This window comes from Roseicella sp. DB1501 (assembly GCF_013112485.1).
Taxonomy (GTDB): domain Bacteria; phylum Pseudomonadota; class Alphaproteobacteria; order Acetobacterales; family Acetobacteraceae; genus Paracraurococcus.
On sequence record NZ_JABFHG010000008.1, the window covers coordinates 252,065 to 273,566 of the forward strand.

A 21,502-nucleotide genomic window follows, 5' to 3' on the forward strand; every position below is an offset into this window, starting at 1 on the left:
GAGCTCCCCCTTTGGCGCGGCAGCGGGTGATTTCCGCCATCCGGCATCCGCTCTACTCTTCCGGCCAACCGGATGAGGGTGACGATCGTGGCAGACGGCATGGACCAGGGCATGGGGCGCTTCGGCAGCGGCCGGGCGGTGCGGCGGATCGAGGACCAGGCCCTGCTGAGCGGCGCCGGCCGCTTCACCGACGACGTCGCGCCGGAGGGGCAGACGCATCTGGTCTTCCTCCGGGCGCCGCATGCGCATGCGCGCATCCTCTCGATCGATCCCGGACCCGCCCTGGCGCTGCCCGGCGTCCTCGCCGTCATCACCGGCGAGGATCTGGCGGCGGCCGGCGCCAAGCCGATGCTGGTCACCCTGCCCTTCAAGCGCCCGGATGGCGGGGCGCTGACCGCGCCGCCGCGGCCGGTCCTGGCGCGAGGGCATGTGCGCTTCGTCGGCGAGCCGGTGGCGGCCGTCATCGCCGAGACGGCTGCGGCGGCGCGCGACGGCGCCGAGGCAGTGCTGGTCGATTACGAGGAGCTGCCCGCCGTGGTCGGCCTGGCCGAGGCCGCCGCGCCGGGCGCGCCGCTCGTCTGGGAGGCGGCGCCGGGCAATCTGGTGGCGGAGACGCGGTACGGCGACGCGGCCGCCGCCGAGGCCGGCTTCAAGGCGGCGGCGCATGTGGTCTCGCTCGACCTGGTCAACCAGCGCCTCGCCCCTGTCTCCATGGAGCCGCGCGTGGTGCTCGCCGATTACGACGGGGAGAGCGGCCGCTACACGGTGCGGATGAGCACGCAGATGCCCTCCTCGGCGCGGGATTCCATCGCCGAGGAGGTGCTCGGCATCCCCTCGGACAAGGTGCGGGTGCTGGTCGGCGATGTCGGCGGCGGCTTCGGCATGAAGACCGGCCTCTACCCGGAGGATGCGGTCGTCGCCTTCGCGGCGAAGCATGTGGGGCGGCCGGTGAAATGGGCGGCGACGCGGCTCGACGACTTCCTCTCGGCCCTGCATGGCCGCGACACCGAGAGCCGCGCCGAGCTGGCCCTCGATGCCGAGGGCAAGGTGCTCGCCTTCCGGGTGCGGACGCTGGCCAATATGGGAGCCTATCCGCGCAACCCGGGAGTCGCCATCCAGCTGCTGATCGGCCCCTGGGTCTCGACCAGCATCTACGACATCCGCACCATCGACCTGCAATTCACCGCGCTGATGACCAACACCGCGCCGACCGGCCCCTATCGCGGCGCCGGGCGGCCGGAGGCGATCTACCTGATCGAGCGGCTGATGGACACGGCGGCGCGGCAGATGCGGCTCGACCCGGCCGAGCTCCGGCGGCGCAACCTGATCGACCCGGCGCTGATGCCCTACACCAATGCCATGGGCCAGACCTATGACAGCGGCCGCTTCGGCCAGGTGATGGAGCAGGGCCTGACGCTCGCCGACTGGGACGGCTTCGCGGCGCGGGCCGAGGCCTCCCGCGCCCGCGGCCGGCTGCGCGGGCGGGGCATCGCCACCTTCCTCGAATGGACCGGCGGCAACGCCTTCGAGGAGCGGGTGACGGTCGCGGTGAAGGGCGAGGGCGAGATCGAGGTCTATGCGACGACCCAGGCCATGGGCCAGGGCATCGCCACCTCCTATGCCCAGCTCGCGGTCGACGTCTTCGGCGTGCCGATCGAGAAGATCCGCGTGGTGTTCGGCGACAGCGACCGCGGCACCGGCTTCGGCAGCGCCGGCTCGCGCTCGCTCTTCACCGCCGGCTCGGCGGTGAAGGTGGCCGCCGACCGGACGGTGGACCGGGCGAAGGACCTGGCCTCGGACGCGCTCGAGGCCGCGACCGCCGATCTCGAATACCGCGACGGCCGCATCCAGGTCGCCGGCACGGATCGCGGCATCGGCCTGTTCGAGCTGGCGGCGAAGCAGCCCGAGGGCCGCATCTTCATCGATTCCACCAGCACGGTCGGCGGCCCCACCTGGCCGAACGGCACGCATGTCTGCGAGGTGGAGATCGATCCCGATACCGGCGAGGTGGAGATCCTCTCCTATGTCTCGGCCAATGATGCCGGCCGGGTGGTGAACCCGCTGATCGTCGAGGGACAGATCGCCGGCGGCGCGCTGCAGGGCCTCGGCCAGGCGCTCTGCGAGCAGATCGTCTACGACCCCGGCTCGGGCCAGCCGCTCTCGGCGAGCTTCATGGACTACGCCATGCCGCGCGCCGACATGATCGCCGGCTATGTGACGGCGCTCGACCAGAGCATCCCCTGCACGACCAACCCGCTCGGGGTGAAGGGCGTCGGCGAGCTCGGCACGATCGGCGCGACGCCGGCGCTGGTGAATGCGGTGGCGGATGCGCTGGCGCGGGGCGGCCATGCCGCGGCGGCGGACCGCCTGCAGATGCCGCTGACGCCGCCGCGGGTCTGGGCGCTGCTGCACGAAGGAGCCTGATCGCGCCGGTGGCGGGCCTGCCCGGCCCGCCGCCCGGGCCGCGTCAGGCGGCCGCCGCGCCCGGCGGCGAGGCCGCCCCGAAGCGGTCGAGGATGTTGCGCGTGATCCGCTGCGTATAGGCGCAGCGGCGCTTCAGCCCCATCACCCATTCGCAGCTCGCGGCGGTCAGCACCTCGCCCGCGCCGCGCCGCATGGACACCATCATGCCGGCGCCGCGATAGGTCTTCGCCAGCGTCGCCTCATCGGCGACGCCGTGGATCATCTCGGCCTTCTCGTACCAGTCATGCGCGCCGACATAGGCGCGCAGGGTGTAGCTCTCGAGCGGCGCCTCGGCCATCACGGCCGGCGTCATGGCCAGGATCTCCACCGTCTCCGGCGTGCCGTCCCTGCCCGTCGGATAGGGCAGGCCGTCGCGGAAGGTGTAGTCGACGCCATCGACCTCGTAGCCGAAGATGCGCGCCTCGGCCCCGAAGACGTCGCCATAGGTCAGGTCGGTGCCGGCGAAGGCCCAGTGCTCCGGCCGGTAGAGGGTGAAGCCACGGCTGCCGCGCGGGGTGAAGCGCCCCCAATTCGCATAGACGCCGCCCAGCCCGTTCACCCCCACCGTGCTGGCGCCGGGCCAGCCGACATGCCGGTCCTCCCAGGCGCTGGTGAGCCGCGCGTCGTCGCCGGTCGCGCGGATGGGATCGGCCCTGGGGGCGTTGCTCTTGTAGCAGACCTGGCGCCGCCCCTCCTCCTCCAGCCGGACCTGCCAGGTGAAGTTGGCGCCGAACCGGGCGAGATGGCCGCCGCGCTCCACGTAGCGCTCGACGGCCAGGCGCATCTCCCGCGTCCAGTACTCGTCATGGCCGACGATGACGGCGCAGGCATAGCCGTCCAGCAGCTCCGGCCGCAGATGCAGGTCGGTCTGGGTGATGGTGTCGAGCGCATAGCCCTCGCCCTCCGCCCAGAGGACGAAATGCCGGTCGTACTGCGCCCAGCCCGTCGCGGCGTAGTAGTAGCTGAAGCCGTTGGCGTAGGACCATTCCTTGAAGTCGTAGCGCAGCGGCGTCATCGGCTCGGCGAGGGTGGCGCAGATGCGCGGCGCGTTCTCCGGCAGCTTCACCAGCCCGCGGGTCCAGGGCCGCTGCAGGCTGAGCAGCGGCGACATGGCGTTGCGCCCGGGGCCGTGGCTGCCGCCATAGTGGTTGGCGCCGCCCCAGTCGTTATAGGCGGTGTAGGTGCAGGTCGGGAGGATGTGCAGCAGCCGCCCCGGCTTCGCGCCGGGCGCCGGGCGGACGACGAAGAAATGGTGCTGCACGAAGCGGCCGCCCTGCCGCCGGGCGACGCTGGATTCGACCAGGTAGAAGCCCGAGGGCAGGTCCTCGGGCAGCGTCCAGCGATGCAGCACCGGCCAGCCGCAGCCGGCTTCATAGGCGTCGGCGGGCATGGGCGTGGCTCTGCCCGGCAAGCCCTCCTCCCGGTGCACCGGCGCGGGATGCAGCCCGTCGCGCACCACCTCGATCCTCCAGCGCTCGGCATTGGTGCTGCCGTGGAAGCACACCGTCTCGCCCGGCGCGTAGGAGATGGCGTCGGTATAGACATGGATCTCATGCCAGTCGGGGTCCCCGCGCGGCGCCTCGAAGGGGCGCATCTCCTGCCAGTGGTGGTCGCCGGAGGTCGGGTAGATGACACGCGGGCCGACATTGACGGTGCTGTCGGGCCGGGCGGTCGGGTCGTCGTAGAGCGGCATCGCGTCAGGATTTCTGCAGGTTGAAGAACAGCGGGAAGCCTTCGACGATTCCGGTGACATTGCTGCGGAAGGCGGTGGGCGGGGTGTAGGCGCCGGTCGGCAGGTAGGGGATGTCCTGGAAGGCCTGGAGCTGGATCTGCTCGGTGATCCGCTTCTGCTCGGCCAGGCCCTCGGCGGCCAGGAACTGGTCGCGCAGCGCCTCGATCTTCGGCAGGTCGGGCCAGCCGGAGGTGCCGCCCCTGCCCGGCCCGCGGACATAGGATTGCGTCGCCGGGTTCAGCGCGATGATGCCGGGGATGTAGTTGCACCAGGCGCTCCAGCCGCCCTTGTCCAGCCCGTCCCGGTTGTTCATCACGCGGGTTGCGACCGAGCCCCAGTCGGAGGCCTGGTAATCGAGGTTGATGCCGGTCCGGCGGAACATGTCGCCGGCGATCTCGCTCATCGCATTCAGCGAGGTGAGGTCGGTCGGCACGGCGAGCACCACCTTCTCGCCCTTGTAGCCCGCCGCCTCGAGGTTGCGCTTGACCTTGTCGTAGTCGGGCGCCCCGGCCATCGTCTCCAGCCCCGCTTCGGTCGCCAGCGCGGTGCCGGGCAGGAAGAAGCCGCAGCGGTCGTTCCAGAGCGTCCGGTCGTCGCCCATCACCGCCGTCATGTAGTCGGTCTGGTTGATGGCGGGCAGGAAGGCGCGGCGGATCGCCGGATTGTCGAAGGGCGGCTGCAGGTGGTTGAAGCGGATCATGCCCATCAACCCGGCCTTGTCCTTCACCTCCACCCGCAGGTTTCGCACGCGCTTCAGCCGCGGCACGAGGTCGGCGGTCGGCACCTCCCACCAGTCCACCTCGCCCTGCTGCAACGCCGCGCCGGCCGTCGCGGCGTCGGGGATGGTGTGCCACTCGACGCGATCGACCCGCGCCACCTTGCCGCCGGCCAGGAAGCTCACCGGCTCGTTGCGCGGCTTGTAGCCGGCGAAGCGCTCATACACCGCGCGGGAGCCCGTCATGCGCTCGCCCGCGATCCAGCGGAACGGGCCGCTGCCGACGATCTCCGTCACCTGGACGGAAGGCGGGTTCCTGGCGAAGCGCTCCTGCATCACCGGGCAATAGGAGGATGGCTTGGCCAGGGCGGTGGCCAACAGCGGGAAGGGCGTCTTCAGCTTCACCAGGAAGACGCGGTCGGAGACCACCACCATCTCGTTGGTGATGGCGCGGATGTTCTGCCCGAGCACATCGGCCTTGGTCCAGCGGTCGATGCTGGCGACGGCGTCGCGGGCCAGGATCGGCGTGCCGTCATGGAAGGTCGGGCCTTCGCGCAGGGTGATGCGCCAGGTGCGGCCGTCATCCTCGATGACATGGCCGTCGACCAGCTGGGGCCGGGCGACGTAGCTGGCATCCAGCCCGTAGAGCTGGTCGTAGACCATCATGCCGTGATTGCGCGTCACGAGCGCCGTGTTGAAGACGGGGTCGAGCAGCGTCAGGTCGGATTGGGGCACGAAGCGCAGCACGCTCGACGCGCCGGTGGTTCCCTGGGCCCGCAGGACGCCGGGCCGCGCGAGTGTCGATGACGACGCGCCGGCCGCCAGGGCCAGGAGAGAGCGACGCTTCATGATGGACCTCCGCCGGTTTCGCGGGGAGTGTGCGTCATGACGCCGGATGCCGCTAGGTCGGCCCGGCATCGGTGCAGGACCGGCGGCTGCCGGGCCATGCAGCTCAAAAGTCGAAGCTGGTGGAGAGCAGGAAGGTTCGGGGAACGCCCAGCGAGAGGCCATAGGTGGGGTTCGCCGCCGTCCAGCAGCCAGGATTGGCGATGTTGAGGATGTTGCCCCGGACGACGACCGGCTTGCCGCGCAGCTCGAGGGGCAAGGATGGTGGCCATTGATGGATCACCATCAATGGCCGCCCGTATCAGCAGAAAGCGCGCGCGATCCGGGCCCAGTCCTCGATGGCATCCTCCTCCCCCGGCGTGATGGGGAAGACGAGCTGCTTCCAGCCCGCATCGCGCAGCGCCTCGACGCGCTGCGTCAGCTCCTGCTCGGGTGCGGTGAAGGTGGTCCGGCGGATCAGCTCGGCAGTGACGAAGGGCCGTTCCTCCGGCTTCACGAAGAGGAAATGCCCGCGATGGTTCATCAGGTAGCGCGCATCGGCGGGCTCGAAGCCGCGCGCGACCTCGACATAGCCGTCGATGCTCGCCTGCGTCGAGGGCGGGACCTCGGAGGAGTTCTTCCATCCCTCCATGTCCAGATCGGCGGCGCGGTGCAGCAGCACGGCGGCGCGCGGCCCGGCCTGGCGCATCGCGCGCGGCGAATCCGCCGGCTCGCCCGGCTGCAGCACGCAGCCGCAGACCCAGGCCGTGGCATAGAGATCCTCCGCCGCGCGTCCCGCGGCGCCCCAGGCCCGCTGCATCTCCTCGATGGCCGCGAGGCCACCAGGCAGGTCGGCGATGAAGGTCTTCCAGGCGGCGCCGAGCCGCCCGACCATGGCCCGCGACTTCGGCCCATAGGCGGACAGGTGCAGCCGGATGGGATCCTTGAGATTGAACAGCCCGGCATCCGGATTGAGGAAGCGGATCTTGCGCGGCTTGCCCTCGATGACGGTCTCGACCGTCCTTTCGGCGAGGAGCTCGTAGACGACGCGGATGTAGTCCTCGAGCTCGGCCAGCCTGATCGCGCCGAGCCCCATGGCGCGGCGGGCCGAGAAGCCGGTGCCGACGCCGAAGTCGATGCGCCCCGGCGCCAACCCGTTCAGCGTCGCGAAGGCATTGGCGGTGACCGCGGCGATGCGGTTCGACGGCACCAGCACCCCGGTGCCGAGGCGGATGCGGCTGGTCTTCATCGCCGCCGCCCCCATGGCGACGAAGCAGTCCGCCGTGATCATCTGCGTGTCGTAGAACCAGGCATGGGTGAAGCCGAGTTCCTCGGCCCGCTGGGCGAGCCGCCACGATTCGCTCGAGGTTGGTATGCCGATGCCGAATTCCATGATGGCGTCGCTTCCTGGTTCGTTTCCCCTCGGGAGACGCTAGGAAGGAAGGACGGTCCCCGGCAAGCGCGGCGGGCATGGCGAGACCGGAAGGGCCAAGGCGCGCGCCCGTGCGCGGCCCGGCAGGTCCCGCCCGGCCGTGGCGCCGGATCGGGCGGGCGGCGCGCCGGCCCGGCCTTGTCGCGCGGTCAGCGCGCCGCGCCGGCGCTGCTCACCTGCTGCGCCTCGATCGTGTAGTTCGGGCAGAGCATCAGCAGCAGCTGCGCCTCGGTCTGCGCATCGGCGGCGTCGAACCAGCGCGCCTGCCAGCTATCGTTGGTCCAGATGACCTCGGTGTACTCGCCGTCATCCTTGTAGCCGACGAAAAAGTGCGGCTGGCCCGGATGCAGGTTCGTGGCGACGACAAGATGCTTGAACATCACAGGGGGCGCCTCTCGCAACGTCATGCAGGCCGTCCAGCGCGGGAGTCTCCGGAGCCGGGGGCTCCACGGATGCGCCGGGCTTCCTCTAGACGGAGTTAAACCGGTCCGGGCATTACGATCTCCCAACAAAACCGTGCGTCGTCATCACAGGCCCTTCAGCCTTTTCACCGCGCCGCGACAGCCGGCAGGCCAGGCACGGAGGATGGCAGCTCCACCAGGCCGGCCGCCCAACCCGAACGCCGGCGAGAGGGGGACGTTGCCGCCCTCCCTCCCTGGCGGGCGCGCCGGTCAGCCGGTGCCCAGGCGCGGCCCGACCAGGCTGAAATCCGCGCCCTGCGGATCCCGTCCCTGAAGGATGAACTGACCGCCCGGCACCTCCACCGGTCCAAGCTGGAGGCTGCCGCCCTGCGCGGCGACGGTCGCGGCCGCAGCGTCGATATCCGCCACGCCGAAATAGAACCGCCAGCCTGCCGGCGCCTGCGGCAGGCGCGGCATCACCGCGCCGATCACCTGGCCGCCCTGGACCAGGAAGCGGTACTCGCCGATCTCGCCCATCGGCATGGCATCGCCCGGCCGCCAGCCGAATTGCGCGCCGTAGAAGCCGAGTGCCGCAGCCGGATCGGGCGTCGCAAGCTCGTTCCATTGGCAATGCCCCGGCCGGCCCGGCGCGAAGGCGGCGCTGGTCCCGGCGCTGGCGCCGCGCATCAGGTAGAAGGAAACACCCTGGGGATCGGCGACCAGGGCGAAGCGGCCGACGCCCGGGATGTCGGTGGGCGGGACATGCTGCGCGCCGCCCGCCCGCAGCACCGCGGCGGCGGCCCGGTCGACATCCTCGACGCCGACATAGCCGAGCCAGCCCGGCCGCATCCCCTCCCCGCCCGCGCGGGGGATGGAAAGCAGCCCGGCGACCATCGTCTCGCCGCTGCCGAAAAGGCGGTAGCCGATGGGCGATCCCTCGACCGGCGCCGCCTGCCAGCCGAGCACGGCGCCGTAGAAGGCGGCGCCGCCGTCGGGGTCGGGTGTCAGCAGCTCGTACCAGATGAAGTCGCCATGCGGGTTCGCCATGGACGCGCCTTCCGGCTCAGACGTCGAGGATCGGCACGAACCCGCCGAAGATCATGCGGCGGCCGTCGAAGGGCATCTTCTCACCGATCGCCTGCATCCGGGGATCGCTGCGGATGCGCTGGTTGGCGGCGTCGCGCACCTCCTTCGACGGATACTCGACCCAGCTGAAAACCGCGACCTCGCCCGGCTCGGCCTGCACCGCCCGGCGGAAATCCGTGCGCTTGCCCTCGGGGACGTCGTCGCCCCAGCACTCCACCACGCGCGTCGCGCCGAACTCCTTGAAAATCGGCGCCGCCGCGGCGGCCTGTTGGAGAAAGACCTCCTTCTTGTCGTCCGGCACGGCGAGCACGAAGCCTTCCACATAGGGCATGCGACAGTTTCCTCTCCTTGTCCCGGCGGCCCGGCGCCGCCTTGACGAACAGGTTGATATCAACGTAACTTGCCGCATGTCAAGCCGCGCCGCCATCGAGCCGATCCCCTTCGAGACCACCCTCGCCGTGCGCGATACCTGCCTCTGCCTGCATGTGCAGCGCGCCGCGCGCGCGCTGGCGCGCCGCTTCGACGAGGCGCTGCGGCCGGCGGGGCTGACCAACGGGCAATTCTCGCTGCTGATGGCGCTCAACCGGCCGGAGGCGGCGACCATGGCGCCCGTCGCGCGGCTGCTGGCGATGGACCGCACCACCCTGACCGCGGCGCTGAAGCCGCTGGAGCGGCAGGGCCTCGTCTCGGTCGCGCCCGATCCGGCCGACCGGCGCAACCGCCAGCTTCGCCTCACCGCGGCCGGCCATGCCCGGCTGGCCGCGGCGCTGCCGATCTGGCGCGCCACCCATGCCGCGATCGAGGCCGGGCTGCAGGGCTGCGGGGCGGATGACCTCCGCACCGCCCTGCGTGGCCTCGGCTGAGAGAAGGCGAGGTGCCCGCCCTGGCCCCCGCCCTTACGCCGGATGGAAGAGCAGCGCGCGGATCTCGATGCTCTGCCGCGGCGGCGCGTCCGCCGGCGCGGTCGGGTCGGCGAAGGCGGTGTGCGGCGCGAAGCGCGCCACCCCGTCGCGCCGGCTGTCGTAGCATTTCAGCAGCAGCGCCTCCTCCGGCATCATCTCCGGCAGCCAGTACCAGCGATGCGCCGGGCTGAAGCGCACCTGGTAGGTCTCGCCGACGCGGTTACGGTAGATCAGGTCGCTCGCCACGAAATCCGCCGGCGCGGCGGTGCGGGCATCGGCGACCGCGAGCGGCATGTCCCGCACCGGCCCGGCCAGCGGCCGCCAGAGATTGACGATCTGCACCCGGCCGCGCAGCAGCGCCTCCGCTTCCTCGCCGAGCAGGTCGCGCACCCGCTGCGGCCCGGACCGCTCGGTATGGTCCACATGCACGCGCGAGACCGGCTGGCGTGGCACCGCGCCGCGATCCTCGGCGCCGGAGATTCGGCGGCGGATGGTGTGGTCGAAGATATGCACCCGCGCGGCGCCGGTCGCCGCTTGCAGGATGCGGGCGCTCTCCGGGTAGTAGACGGCGCGGATCGCCGCCTCGTCGCTGAAGTCGCGCAGCGCGCTAGCGCCGCGTGCCACCGCGAAGCCCTCGCGGTCGACCGAGGCGGTGGCGGCGAGCGGCCGCAGGTCGCGGATCGCCACCCGGTGCGGCGCGATGCCGATATTGCTGCGCGGCCGGCCCTCCGGCGGCTCGAAGGTGTAGGTGTAGGGGCGGCCCTCCACCGGACCGAGATAGTTCAGCTCCGCCTCGATGGTGGCGGGCGGCCGGGTGGCGAGGGGAGCTTCGGCAAGGTCGAGGCTCATGACGGGTATCCTCCGTGTCGTGGCAAGCAATGCGGCGGGCGTCTCAGCGCCGGCGCGGGGCGCGGGCCAGCGCCCAGGCCTCGGCCGGGGTGAGGCCGATATCGCGCAGCTCCCGCGGCTCGAGGGCGAGGAGCTGCCGGCGCTCGGCCCGACGGGCCAGCCGCGCCTCCAGCCAGGCCAGCCAATGGGGGGTGCGGGGCTGCGGGCGCGGCCCCGGGGCGAGGCGCGAGGCGAGGTCCGGGATGGCGGGTGCGGTCACGCGGGTGATGTGCATCGTCTGACCCTCTCGGCGGCGACGCGACGGTCGCCGGCCTTCCTGGGGTCAAGGTGGATCTGGTCGCGCGCGGCGATAATCCGGCAAGATGGACCGATACTCGTGACCCATCGTCAGCAATGGAGGCGTCAGCCTTGAGCCAACCCTCCGACATGGCCGCCTTCCTCCGGATCGTCGAGACCGGCAGCCTCGCCGCCGCCGCACGCGATCTCGGCCTCACCGCCTCGGCCATGTCGAAGCAGCTCACCCGGCTCGAGGCGCGGCTCGGCGTCCGCCTGCTCACCCGCACCACCCGCCGGCTCGGCCTGACGCCGGAGGGCGAGATCTACCTGGCGCGGTCGCGCGACATCCTCTCGCTCATCGAGGCCGCCGAGCAGGACGTGACCGCCTGCCGCGGCCGGCCGAGCGGCCTGCTGCGGGTTAATACCGGCACCGCCTTCGCCCGGCACCGGCTGATCCCGCTGCTGCCGGACTTCTTCGCCCGCTACCCGGCCATCACCCTCGACCTGACCGTGACCGACCGGCGGGTCGATCTCGTGGCGGAGCAGGTGGACGTGCTGCTGCGCACCGGGGCGCTGGGCGATTCCTCGCTGCTCGCGCGGCGGATCGCCGAGAGCCGGCGGGTGGTCTGCGCCGCGCCGGCCTATCTCGCCCGGCGCGGCCGGCCGGCGACGCCGGAGGCGCTGCTCGCGCATGACTGCCTGGTACTGCGCGGCGGGGCGCGGCTGACCGTCTGGCCCTTCCGCACCGCCTCCGGCCTGCAGAGCCTGACGGTGCGCGGCATCGCCACCACCGACAGCGCCGAGGCGCTGCGCGACATGGCGCTGGCCGGGCTCGGCATCATCCGGGTGAGCGCCTTCATCGTCGCCCGCGACATCGCCGAGGGGAGGCTGGTGGCGCTGTTCGAGGCCGAGCACGTCTCCGAGGAGGTACCGGTCTGGGCGGTCACAGCCCCCGGCCGGCATCGGCTGCCGCGGGTGCAGGCCTTCGTGGATTACGTCGCCCGGCACGCGGGCGGCTGAGGCGCGGGGGAGGCAGCCAGCGCCTCCAACCGCGCCAGGAACATCAACTTAAAGCTTTTTATTCCTCACTAAATTTTATCAAAACATGAAATCCTCAGCCAATTTGTGGTATTAAATGTCAGGATACAACCGTTCAGGTTGATGGCTCGATCGGACCGGTTTCCGGCCCATGCGGCGGAGACCGTCCGGCCGTGGCCGCAACACGGCCTGCGCCGGGAAGGAACCGCTCGCATGGATCAGGAGCCTGATATCGCCGCGGTGCTCGGCCGGCTGGGGCTGCGCCGCTTCGCCTATGTCAGCTTCCCCTTCGAGGAGGTGGTCTCGGCGCTGCACCTGCCGGCGGAAGCGGCCGCGCCGGCGCCGCCGGACGAGCCGCCGCCGGCCGCGCCAGAGCCAGCCGTGCCGCCCATTGCCGCCCCGGCGCCGCTCCCCGCCCTCGCCCACATCCTGGCCGAGCCGGCCATGCCCGCGCCGCCGCCCGTCGCCGCGCCGCGGTCCGGGATGCTGGCGGAGACGCTCGCCGCGCTGCGCCCGCCCGCGGCGCGACCGCTGCCGGCACGCCCGCCCGCCCCACCGCCACCTCTCCCGCCGCCGCCACTCGGCCATGGCCTGCTCGAGGAGGTGATGCAGGCGGTCGCCCGCCACCGCGCCGCCGCGCCGCAGGACAAGCCCGGCCAGTGACCCGCCGCCCCGCCCCGGAGAACGCCCCGTGCCGCTGATCTGCTTCGCCTCGCCCAAGGGCGGCGTCGGCAAGACCACGCTCTGCGCCAACATCGCCACGCTGCTGCAGCGGCATGGCCACCGCGTGCTCGCCATCGACTTCGACCCGCAGAACGCGCTGCGCCTGCATCTCGGCGTGCCGCTCGACTATGAGCCTGGCTTCGTCTCCGGCCTCGCCCAGGGCACGGACTGGCGGGAGACCATGGTCGAGACCGCCGGCGGCGTCCTGCTGCTGCCCTACGGCGCCGCCGATATGCGGGCGGCACTCGGCGTCACGCAGGCGCTCGACCAGTCCCCCGCCCTGCTCGCGGCCCCGCTGCAGGAGATGCTGGCCGATCCCACGCTGGTCGTGCTCGCCGACCTGCCGCCCGGCCCCTCCACCGCCCTGCACATCCTCGCCGGAATGGCGCAGACCGTGCTCGTCGTGCTGCTCGCCGATGCCGCGAGCGCCGCGCTGCTGCCCCGGCTCGCCGCCGGCGAGTATTTCGGCCGCGGCACCGTCGCCGCCCTGCGCAATGCCCGCGTGCAGGTGGTGCTGAACCAGGTGGAGGCAGAGGATCCGCTCTCCGCCGCCGTGCTCGGCTGCGCCGACCAGGCCCTCGGCATCCGGCTCATCGGCGCCGTGGCGCGCGACCGGCGGGTGCCCCGCGCCCTGGCCGAGCGCCAGCCGCTCGCCGCCCTGGCGGGAGAGGAGGCCGAGACCAGCCCGGCGCTCGAGGACATGCGGGTGCTCGCCGCCGCCCTCCTCGCCAGCCTTCCGGCGCCGCGGCCGCAGGGCGCCGCCGAGGCCGGCCAGCGCTTCCAGGTGGTGTCGTGAGCCGGGCGCGCGGATGGCGGGCGCTGCGGCGCTCCCGTCGACCGGGGCCGCGTTCGGGCTTCCGCCCGGGCGCGCCGCGCCTGCGGCCGCTGGATGCCCTCGCCGCCATCGCCGGCCTGCTGCTGGCGGCGGTCATCGTCATCGTGCCGCTCTCGCCCTGGCAGCAGGGCGCCTTCGCGCTGGCCGGCATCGCCACCCTGCTGCTGGTCGGCCGCCTGCCGGGCCGGCGCGTCACCCTCTTCCTCGCGGCCATCTCCTGCATCGTCTCGGTGCGCTACCTGGTCTGGCGGCTGACCGAGACGCTGGAATTCGAGACGCCGCTGCAGGTGCTGCTCGGCAGCGGCCTCTTCCTCGCCGAGACCTATGCGGTCGTCACCCTGGCGCTCGGCTACCTGCAGACGGTGCATCCGCTCGACCGCAAGCCGGTGCCGCTGCCCACCGATCCCGAGAGCTGGCCGGAGATCGACGTCTACATCCCGACCTACAACGAGGCGCTGGACCTGGTGCGGCCGACGGTGCTGGCGGCCCTGGCGATGGACTGGCCGCGGCACAAGCTGAAGGTCTACATCCTCGATGACGGCCGGCGGCCAGAATTCCGCGCCTTCGCCGCCGCGGCCGGCGCCGGCTACATCGTGCGGCCCGACAACAAGGGCGCCAAGGCCGGCAACATCAACCACGCGCTGAAGCTGACGCGCGGCGAATTCGTGACGATCTTCGACTGCGACCACATCCCGACGCGTGCCTTCCTGCAGATGACGGTGGGCTGGTTGGTGCGCGACCCGAAGATTTGCATGCTGCAGACGCCGCACCACTTCTACTCGCCCGACCCCTTCGAGCGGAACCTCGCCAACGGCCGCAAGGTGCCGAACGAGGGGCTGCTCTTCTACGGCCGCGTGCAGCAGGGCAACGACCTCTGGAACGCCTCCTTCTTCTGTGGCTCCTGCGCCGTCATCCGCCGCACCGCGCTGGAGCAGGTGGGCGGCGTGCCGACGGAGACGGTGACCGAGGACGCGCATTGCGCGCTGCGCATGCAGCGCCTCGGCTGGCGCACCGCCTATCTGCGCCTGCCGCTCGCCGCCGGCCTGGCGACGGAGCGGCTGATGCTGCATATCGGCCAGCGCATGCGCTGGGCGCGCGGCATGATCCAGATCCTGCGGATCGAGAACCCGCTCCTCGCCTCCGGCCTCACCCTCTGGCAGCGGCTCTGCTACTTCATGGCGGCGAGCAGCTTCCTGTTCAGCCTGCCGCGCCTGATCTTCCTCACCTCGCCGCTCGCCTACCTGCTGCTCGGCGTGAACATCATCGCCGCCTCGCCGCTGGCGATCCTCGCCTATGCCGGCCCGCACATGGTGCATTCCATCGTCACCAACAGCCGCATCACCGGCAACACCCGCCATTCCTTCTGGAGCGAGATCTACGAGACCTCGCTCGCGGTGCACCTGCTGCCGGTGACGATCATGACGCTGCTCTCGCCGCGCAAGGGTAAGTTCAACGTTACCGCCAAGGGCGGGACCATCGCCAACGGCTATCTCGACTTCCGCGCGGTGCTGCCGAACCTGATCATGGCGGCGCTGCTCGGCTGCGGCCTCGCCATTGGCATCCACGGCACCCTGACCAGCGGCTCCAACACGCTGCAGTTCCAGGCCTACCTGCTGAACTCGATCTGGGCGGCGCTCTGCCTGGTGCCGCTGCTCGCCAGCATCGCCGTCGGCCGCGAGCGCGCGCAGCTGCGCGAGAACGCCCGCGTGCCCGCCATCCTGCCCGCGGTGCTGCAGCTGCCTGACGGCCGCGAGGTCGAGGCGATGACGAGCGACCTCTCGCTCGGCGGCGGCGCGCTCACCGCCCTGCGCCCGACCGGGCTGCGGGACGGCGACCAGCTCCAGGCCCGCTTCGTGCTGCCGACCGAGCAGGTGAGCGTGCCGGCCAAGGTGGTGAAGTGGGAGGGTGAGGCGGTGCACCTGATCTTCACCCCTGCCTCGCTCGCCGACGAGGCCGCCATCGTGCGCACGGTCTTCGGCCGCGCCGATGCCTGGCTGGGCTGGGATGCCTTCCCGCTCGACCGGCCGCTGCGCGCCCTGCGGGCCGTGGTCGCCAGCACCTTCAACGTCTTCAGCGGCGGCCTCCGCTTCGACCTGCGCCGCAACGCCCCCGCCGGAAAGCCCACCCAAACCGAGACCAGGGATCGCATGTCCGACATCCTCCAGCCGCGCCTGGACCGGGCGAGCCGGATGAGCCCGGCCGCCGGCAAGGCGGCGGCGCTGCTGCTCTGCCTCGCCCTTCCCGCCGCCGCGGCGGCGCAGCAACCATCGCCGCCCGGCGCCGAGCCGCCCGCCGCCGCGGCGCTGCGCGACCAGGCGCGGCAGGTGACGCTGCGCCTCAACCAGCTCGGCCTGCGCGGCCCGATGCAGCTGCGCGGCATCTCCGACCTGCAGGGCCTGCTGTTCGGCCTGCGCGCCGAGGAGGTGGTGAGCGATGCCCGGCTCGTCGTCATCGGCGGCGCCTCGCCCGCCCTGCTGCCCGGGCAGAGCGAGGTCGCCATCACGCTGAACGAGCAGGTGGTCGGCTCGATTCGGCCGAACCCGGCGCAGGCGAGCTTCGGGCCGCTCGAATTCCCCCTCAACCCGCTCTTCTTCGCCGAGACAAACCGGCTGAATTTCCGCTTCGCCGGCCGCTACACGACGGAGTGCAACGACCCGCTCTCCGGGCTGCTCTGGGCCAATATCTCGGACCAGTCGACCCTGCAGCTCACCATCGAGCGGCTGCCGCCGGTGCGCGACCTGGCGCGGCTGCCGCAGCCGCTCTTCGATCCCCGGGTGACGCATGAGCCGCTGACCCTGCCGGTGGTGCTGCCGGCCGAGCCCGGCACCCCGGCGCTGCGCGCGGCGGCGATCGCCACCTCCTGGTTCGCGCAGCTCGCCGACTACCGCGGCGCCCGCTTCCCGGTGCGCAACGACCTGCCCGAGCGCGGCGATGCGCTGCTGCTCCTCTCCGGCACCGGCCAGGAGCCGGCCGGGCTGACGATGCCCCGCATCGACGGCCCGACGCTGGCCCTGCTGGCCAATCCGAACGACCCGATGGGCACGCTGCTCGTCGTCGCCGGCCGCAACGGCGCCGAGACGGCCGCCGCGGCGCTCGCCCTCGTCGCCGGCCGCGGCACGCTGGCCGGGCCGATCGCCCAGGTCGAGGCGCCGCGCCTCGCCGCCCGCCATCCCTATGACGCGCCCCGCTGGATCCGCACCGACCGCCCGGTGCGCTTCGGCGAGCTGGTCTCGGCCGGCGAACTGCAGGCCTCGGGCTATGCGCCCGGCCCGGTCCGCATCCCCTTCCGCACCGCGCCCGACCTCGTCACCTTCCGCAACCGCCCGCTCGGCGTCGACATCGCCTTCCGCAACCCGCCTGCGCCGGTCATCGACCTCGCCGCGGCGCGGCTCGACGTCTCCATCGGCGACACCTACCTGCGCAGCTTCCGGCTGGCCGACACGGCGGGCTGGTCCCCCTGGCGCTGGCTGATGTCGCAGGCCAGCGCCGATGCCGGCGCCGCCAGCGGGCATCTCGGCCTGCCGCCCTATCTCGTCTTCGGCCAGAACGAGCTGCAGCTCCGCTTCGACATGCGGCCGCTCAGCCGGGGCGAATGCGGCGCGACGCCCGGCGACATCCGCGCCAGCATCGACCCGGAGAGCACCATCGACCTCTCGCGCGCGCATCGCTTCGCGCGTCTGCCAAACCTCGCGCATTTCGCCAGCGCCGGCTTCCCCTACACCCGCCTCGCCGATCTCTCCGACACCGGCTTCATCCTGCCGGACCGGCCGAACCCGGTGGAGATCTCGGCCTTCCTCAACCTCGTCGGCCAGCTCGCCACCCAGGTCGGCATCCCGGCGACCGGGATCGCGGTGGCCAGCGCCAGCCAGATGCAGCAGGTGGCGACGCGCGAGCTGATCGCCATCGGCGCGCTCGGCCAGCTCGGCGCGCTGCGCCCGCTGCTGCGCGACACCGCGGTGCGGCTGGAGGGCGAGCGGCTGACCGTCACCGTGCCGGATGCGCTGCAGACCGCGCGCGCCATCGTCCTCGGCGGCCCCTCGCGGGCCGAGCGGGTCAGCGCCTCCGCCATGCTCGCCCATGCGCATGAGGGCATGGGCACGCTGATGGGCCTGGAATCGCCATTGCAGCCGGGCAAGTCGCTGCTCGTCGTCACCGGCGCCACCCCGGCGGCGGTGGAGGCCATGGTCGCCGTGCTGCGCGACCCGGCGCAACTGCCCCGCATCCAGGGCGACCTGGCGCTGCTGAACGGCGACCAGATCGCCAGCTTCCGCACCGGCCCGACCTATGACTCGGGCGCCCTCCCCTTCTGGCTCTGGCCGCAGCGCTGGTTCGGCAACAGCCCGTTCCGCCTGATGCTGCTCCTGCTGGCGAGCGGGCTGCTGCTGGGCCTGACCGTGCATGCGGCGCTCCGCCGGCGCGCCATCCTTCGCCTGCGGGGGAAGATCTGATGCCGCCTCGCCCGCCTGGCCGCCCGCCGGGCCGTCCCCCTGGCCGCGGCCACCTCGCCGCCGCCGCGCTCTCCACCGCGCTTGGCCTCGGCCCCGCGGCGGCCCATGCCCAGGGCGGGGCCGTCGCCACCCTGCTGCGCCAGGCGGAGTTCTGGCAGGAGCAGAGCCGCTTCGACATGGCCCTTGGCGGCTATGAGCGCGTGCTCGCCGTCGCGCCCGACAATGCCGCGGCGCTGGCCGGCGCGGCGCGGGCGGCCGCCCGCATGGGCAATGCCCAGCGCGCCGGCGGCTATCTCGCCCGGCTCCGGCAGCGCGACGCGGCCGATCCGCGCCTCGCCGAGGTCGAGGCCGCGCTGCGCGCCAACCGCATCGACCCGGCGGCGCTGGCCGAGGCGCGGCGCCTCGGCCGCGACGGCCGCGCCGCCGATGCCGTCGCCCGCTACCGGACGATCTTCGGTGCCGAGGGGCCGCCGCCCGAGAATGCGGTCGAGTACTACCAGACCCTGGCCGGCACGCCGGCCGGCTTCGAGGAGGCGCGCAACCGGCTGACCGCCCTCGCCGCGCGCTCGCCCAATGATGCCCGGCTGCAGCTCGCCCTGGCCGAGGTGCTGACCTACCGCGCCGGCAGCCGCGCCGAGGGGATCGAGCGGCTGCGCACCCTCGCCGACCGGCCGGAGCTGGCCGAGGCGGCGACCCGCGCCTGGCGGCAGGCGGTGCTCTGGCAGGGCACCGACCCGGCCGCGCGGCCAGCGGTCGAGGCCTTCCTCGCCCGCTTCCCCGAGGATGATGCGATGCGCCGCCGCCTCGCCGAGCTGCGCGAGGCTCGCCCGGCCATCACCCAGGGCGACCAGGCGCGCATCCGCGGCTTCGAGGAGCTGAACGGCAACCGGCTGCGCGAGGCCGAGCGCGGCTTCGCCGACGCCCTGGCGGTGAAGCCCGAGGATGCCGATGCCCTCGCCGGTCTCGGCGTGGTGCGGCTGCGCGAGGGCCGCGCCGCCGAGGCGAAGACCCTGATCGAGCGCGCCTTGGCCATCGCGCCGGAGCAGCGGCTGCATTGGGGCGCGGCGCTGGATGGCGCGAGCTACGCAGTCGGCCTGCAGGAGGGCCGCGCCGCGCTTGCCCGCAACGATCTCGACGCGGCGGAGAAGGCGCTGCGCGAGGCGATCGGCCGCGAGGTGCCGGACCGCGCCGATGCCGAGGCGCTGCTCGGCGAGGTGCTGCTGCGCCGCGGCGACGCCACGGCCGCCGAGACCCGCTTCCGCGCCGCCCTGACCCGGCGGCCGGATTTCGGCGCCGCCACGGCCGGGCTGCAGCGCGCGCTCCGCGCCCAGGGCCGGGTCGCCGAGGCCGATCGGCTGCGGCCGCCAAGCGGCCCCGCCAGCCCCGGCGCGGCGCGGGCCGCCTCGCTGCGCGCCAGCGCCGAACGCACCACCGACCTCGCCGACAAGGCGGCGCTGCTGCGCCAGGCCATGGAGGCCGAGCCGGGCAACCCTTGGGTACGGCTCGACCTGGCGCGGATCATGACGCGCCAGGGCGAGGCCGCCGCGGCGCGGTCGCTGGTGGAGGACCGGCTCGCCGGCCGCGCGGATGCCGATTCGCTGCATGCCGCGGCGCTGCTCGCCGAGGAGCAGGGGCGCAGCGGCGATGTCGTGGCCCTGCTCGGCCGGGTGCCGGCCGGACAACGCTCGGCGGCGATGAACGCCCTGCTCGCCCGCGCCCGCACCGTCGACGAGGTGCAGCAGGTCGCCGGATCCGCCGACGCGCTGCGCAGCCCGGAGATCCGCCAGCGCCTGCTGGCGATGGCCAGCCGGCGCGACCCGAGCGGCGCCACCGCCGCCGCGGTCATCCGCGCCTTCGGCGCGACCGGGAATGCCAATGGCGCGGCGGAGGCCGCCCGGCTGGCGCTCGCGGTAAATGCCGATGCCTCGCCGACGGCGCGGCTGGCGATCGCCGGCGCCCTGCTCGCCGCCGGCAACAGCGCCGAGGCGGAGACCCAGGCGCGGCTGCTCGGCGCCGATCCGCGACTGACCGCGGAGCAGCGGCGCGAGCTCGCCGCGCTGCGGGCGGGCAGCGCCATCCGCACCGCCGACCGGCTGAACGAGGAGGGCCAGCAGGCGCAGGCCTATGACCAGCTCACCCCGCTGCTCGCCGCCGATCCGGAGAATCCCAGCATCCGCCTCGCCCTGGCGCGGCTGCACAACGGCGCGCGGCAGCCGGAGGAGGCGCGGCGCATCGCCGAGGCGGTGTTGGCGCGCGACCCGCGCAACCTCGAGGCGCGGATGACCGCGGCCGATGCCGCGATCCTCGCCGGCGACCGGGCGCGGGCGGAATCGCTGCTGGAGGAGGCGCTCGCCCTGCATCCGATGGATGCGCGGGTGAAGCTGATGGAGGCGCGCATCGCCCGTGCCTCGGGCAATGACCGGCGGGCGATGCGGGCGCTGCGCGAGGCGCAGGAGCTGCGCCGCATCCAGCTCGGCCAGGCGGCGGGCGGCGGTGCGGAGGCGGCCGGCCTCGCCGCGCCCAACCCTTTCCTGCGCCAGGTCTCCTTCGGCAGCAGCGCCACCGCGCCTTCGAGCGCCGGGCTCGGCGCGCCACCGCTGCGCGACCAGGTCTCGATCGACATCGCGCGCGAGCTCGCCTCGGTGCAGGAGGAGGGGGCGAGCCGGCTGCAGGGAGGCGTCGCGCTGCGCAGCCGCTCCGGCACGTCCGGCCTCGATCGGCTGCAGGAATTCTCGACGCCGCTCGAGGCCTCGATCCGCTCCGAGACGCTGAACGGGCGCATCGTGGCGCGGGTCACGCCGGTGACGGTCAGCACCGGCAGCCTCAGCACCGACACCGACAGCCTGCGGCGCTTCGGCAGCAACGCGCTCAATCCCGGCGCGGCGGCGCGGCCGCGCGAGGATGCCAGCGGCGTCGGCCTCGGCCTCGCCTATCAGCGGCCGAATTTCACCCTCGATGCCGGCACCACGCCGCTCGGCTTCCTCAAGGAGAACATGCTGGGCGGCGTGGAGCTCGCGCCGCTGCTGAACGACAGCCTGCGGCTGCGGGTGACCGGCGAGCGGCGCGCGGTGACCGACAGCCTGCTCTCCTGGGGCGGCCAGCGCGACCCGCTGAGCGGCCGCAGCTGGGGCGGCGTGACGCGCACCGGCGGGCGGGCGCAGCTCGAATACACGACCGGTCCCGTCACCCTCTATGGCGGCGGCGGCTGGTCGAGCTTCGATGGCAGCGGCGTCGCCGACAACAGCCGCGTCGAGGCCGGCGCCGGCTTCTCCTACGCCGTGCTGCGCAAGCCGGGCGAGGAGCTGACCACCGGACTTGACCTGGTGTATTTCGGCTACGACAAGAACCTGCGCTACTTCACGCTCGGCCAGGGCGGGTATTTCAGCCCGCAATCCTTCACCGCCGTGAACATCCCGGTCGATTATCGCGGGCGCTGGGGCGAGCTCGACTACCGGATCGGCGGCTCGCTCGGCTACACCAACTGGCACGAGAGCAGCTCGCCGCTCTATCCGAAGGACCCTGGCCTGCAGCGCTCGCTCGAGGCGCAGGCGGCCGGCGACCCGACGCTCAGCACGCAATACAACGGGCAGACGCGCAACGGCGTCATCGGCGGCGTACGGCTCGACGGCAGCTATCCGCTGACCGATTCGCTGCAGATCGGCGGCACGCTGCGCTACGACCGGGCAGCGAATTGGAACGAGACGCGGGCCATGGTCTATCTGCGCCAGCGCCTGGGGCCATAAGGGTATTCCCCACGACGTCGCTGCGCGCCGTCGC

16 protein-coding genes are annotated in these 21,502 nt (G+C 72.8%); 7 read left to right on the top strand and 9 right to left on the bottom strand.

The window, feature by feature from the left end:
* Positions 1-87: 87 nt before the first annotated feature.
* The gene (locus tag HJG45_RS17565; protein ID WP_368040624.1) at positions 88-2,424 is read left to right on the top strand and encodes a xanthine dehydrogenase family protein molybdopterin-binding subunit; all 2,337 of its coding nucleotides are present in this window, start codon (positions 88-90) and stop codon (positions 2,422-2,424) included.
* A 43-nt stretch (positions 2,425-2,467) separates the two neighbouring features.
* Here HJG45_RS17565 and HJG45_RS17570 read toward each other — a convergent pair whose 3' ends face one another.
* From HJG45_RS17570 to HJG45_RS17600, 7 genes are all read right to left on the bottom strand, one after another.
* Complete coding sequence (locus HJG45_RS17570) at positions 2,468-4,156, bottom strand: N,N-dimethylformamidase beta subunit family domain-containing protein (protein ID WP_171613404.1); 1,689 nt, start codon at positions 4,154-4,156, stop codon at positions 2,468-2,470.
* 4 nt (positions 4,157-4,160) lie between these two features.
* Positions 4,161-5,759, bottom strand: a complete 1,599-nt coding sequence (locus tag HJG45_RS17575; RefSeq protein WP_171613405.1) for an ABC transporter substrate-binding protein — start codon at positions 5,757-5,759, stop codon at positions 4,161-4,163.
* Between the two features lie 103 nt (positions 5,760-5,862).
* Complete coding sequence (locus tag HJG45_RS17580; protein ID WP_171613406.1) at positions 5,863-6,015, bottom strand: hypothetical protein; 153 nt, start codon at positions 6,013-6,015, stop codon at positions 5,863-5,865.
* Positions 6,016-6,057: 42 nt separating this feature from the next.
* Positions 6,058-7,128, bottom strand: coding sequence for an LLM class flavin-dependent oxidoreductase (locus HJG45_RS17585; protein WP_171613407.1), 1,071 nt, complete (start codon positions 7,126-7,128; stop codon positions 6,058-6,060).
* 188 nt (positions 7,129-7,316) lie between these two features.
* Positions 7,317-7,547, bottom strand: coding sequence for a hypothetical protein (locus HJG45_RS17590; protein ID WP_171613408.1), 231 nt, complete (start codon positions 7,545-7,547; stop codon positions 7,317-7,319).
* A gap of 291 nt (positions 7,548-7,838) precedes the next feature.
* The gene (locus tag HJG45_RS17595; protein ID WP_171613409.1) at positions 7,839-8,615 is read right to left on the bottom strand and encodes a VOC family protein; all 777 of its coding nucleotides are present in this window, start codon (positions 8,613-8,615) and stop codon (positions 7,839-7,841) included.
* A gap of 16 nt (positions 8,616-8,631) precedes the next feature.
* Entirely contained in the window at positions 8,632-8,985 is a 354-nt protein-coding gene (locus HJG45_RS17600) for a DUF1428 domain-containing protein (RefSeq protein WP_171613410.1), read from the bottom strand.
* Positions 8,986-9,061: 76 nt separating this feature from the next.
* Here HJG45_RS17600 and HJG45_RS17605 point away from each other — a divergent pair, with 76 nt between their 5' ends.
* Positions 9,062-9,517, top strand: a complete 456-nt coding sequence (locus HJG45_RS17605; protein ID WP_171613411.1) for a MarR family winged helix-turn-helix transcriptional regulator — start codon at positions 9,062-9,064, stop codon at positions 9,515-9,517.
* A 33-nt stretch (positions 9,518-9,550) separates the two neighbouring features.
* Here the strand turns inward: HJG45_RS17605 and HJG45_RS17610 are convergent, their stop codons facing one another.
* The gene (locus tag HJG45_RS17610) at positions 9,551-10,405 is read right to left on the bottom strand and encodes a CmcJ/NvfI family oxidoreductase (RefSeq protein WP_171613412.1); all 855 of its coding nucleotides are present in this window, start codon (positions 10,403-10,405) and stop codon (positions 9,551-9,553) included.
* A 43-nt stretch (positions 10,406-10,448) separates the two neighbouring features.
* Entirely contained in the window at positions 10,449-10,679 is a 231-nt protein-coding gene (locus HJG45_RS17615; protein ID WP_171613413.1) for a DUF1127 domain-containing protein, read from the bottom strand.
* A 134-nt stretch (positions 10,680-10,813) separates the two neighbouring features.
* On the opposite strand from HJG45_RS17615, the gene HJG45_RS17620 reads away from it, so the two are divergent.
* The 5 genes from HJG45_RS17620 to HJG45_RS17640 all read left to right on the top strand — a co-directional run bounded on the left by HJG45_RS17620 (position 10,814) and on the right by HJG45_RS17640 (position 21,468).
* Positions 10,814-11,701: a LysR family transcriptional regulator gene (locus HJG45_RS17620; protein WP_171613414.1), complete on the top strand. Its 888-nt coding sequence runs from the start codon at positions 10,814-10,816 to the stop codon at positions 11,699-11,701.
* A 231-nt stretch (positions 11,702-11,932) separates the two neighbouring features.
* The gene (locus HJG45_RS17625; RefSeq protein WP_171613415.1) at positions 11,933-12,382 is read left to right on the top strand and encodes a hypothetical protein; all 450 of its coding nucleotides are present in this window, start codon (positions 11,933-11,935) and stop codon (positions 12,380-12,382) included.
* 28 nt (positions 12,383-12,410) lie between these two features.
* The gene (locus tag HJG45_RS17630; RefSeq protein WP_171613416.1) at positions 12,411-13,238 is read left to right on the top strand and encodes a cellulose synthase operon protein YhjQ/BcsQ; all 828 of its coding nucleotides are present in this window, start codon (positions 12,411-12,413) and stop codon (positions 13,236-13,238) included.
* Positions 13,235-17,725, top strand: a complete 4,491-nt coding sequence (gene bcsA / locus HJG45_RS17635) for a UDP-forming cellulose synthase catalytic subunit (protein WP_171613417.1) — start codon at positions 13,235-13,237, stop codon at positions 17,723-17,725. The genes HJG45_RS17630 and bcsA overlap by 4 nt, the downstream gene beginning before the upstream one ends.
* Positions 17,725-21,468, top strand: a complete 3,744-nt coding sequence (locus tag HJG45_RS17640) for a cellulose biosynthesis protein BcsC (protein WP_171613418.1) — start codon at positions 17,725-17,727, stop codon at positions 21,466-21,468. Before bcsA ends, HJG45_RS17640 begins: the two co-directional genes overlap by 1 nt.
* Positions 21,469-21,502 lie beyond the last annotated feature (34 nt).

Coding starts and splice junctions, on each gene's coding strand:
- HJG45_RS17570 (WP_171613404.1), bottom strand. CDS start 4,156: ATGCCGCTCTACGACGACCCGACCGCCCGGCCCGACAGCACCGTCAAT.
- HJG45_RS17575 (WP_171613405.1), bottom strand. CDS start 5,759: ATGAAGCGTCGCTCTCTCCTGGCCCTGGCGGCCGGCGCGTCGTCATCG.
- HJG45_RS17585 (WP_171613407.1), bottom strand. CDS start 7,128: ATGGAATTCGGCATCGGCATACCAACCTCGAGCGAATCGTGGCGGCTC.
- HJG45_RS17590 (WP_171613408.1), bottom strand. CDS start 7,547: ATGTTCAAGCATCTTGTCGTCGCCACGAACCTGCATCCGGGCCAGCCG.
- HJG45_RS17595 (WP_171613409.1), bottom strand. CDS start 8,615: ATGGCGAACCCGCATGGCGACTTCATCTGGTACGAGCTGCTGACACCC.
- HJG45_RS17600 (WP_171613410.1), bottom strand. CDS start 8,985: ATGCCCTATGTGGAAGGCTTCGTGCTCGCCGTGCCGGACGACAAGAAG.
- HJG45_RS17605 (WP_171613411.1), top strand. CDS start 9,062: ATGTCAAGCCGCGCCGCCATCGAGCCGATCCCCTTCGAGACCACCCTC.
- HJG45_RS17610 (WP_171613412.1), bottom strand. CDS start 10,405: ATGAGCCTCGACCTTGCCGAAGCTCCCCTCGCCACCCGGCCGCCCGCC.
- HJG45_RS17615 (WP_171613413.1), bottom strand. CDS start 10,679: ATGCACATCACCCGCGTGACCGCACCCGCCATCCCGGACCTCGCCTCG.
- HJG45_RS17625 (WP_171613415.1), top strand. CDS start 11,933: ATGGATCAGGAGCCTGATATCGCCGCGGTGCTCGGCCGGCTGGGGCTG.
- HJG45_RS17640 (WP_171613418.1), top strand. CDS start 17,725: ATGCCGCCTCGCCCGCCTGGCCGCCCGCCGGGCCGTCCCCCTGGCCGC.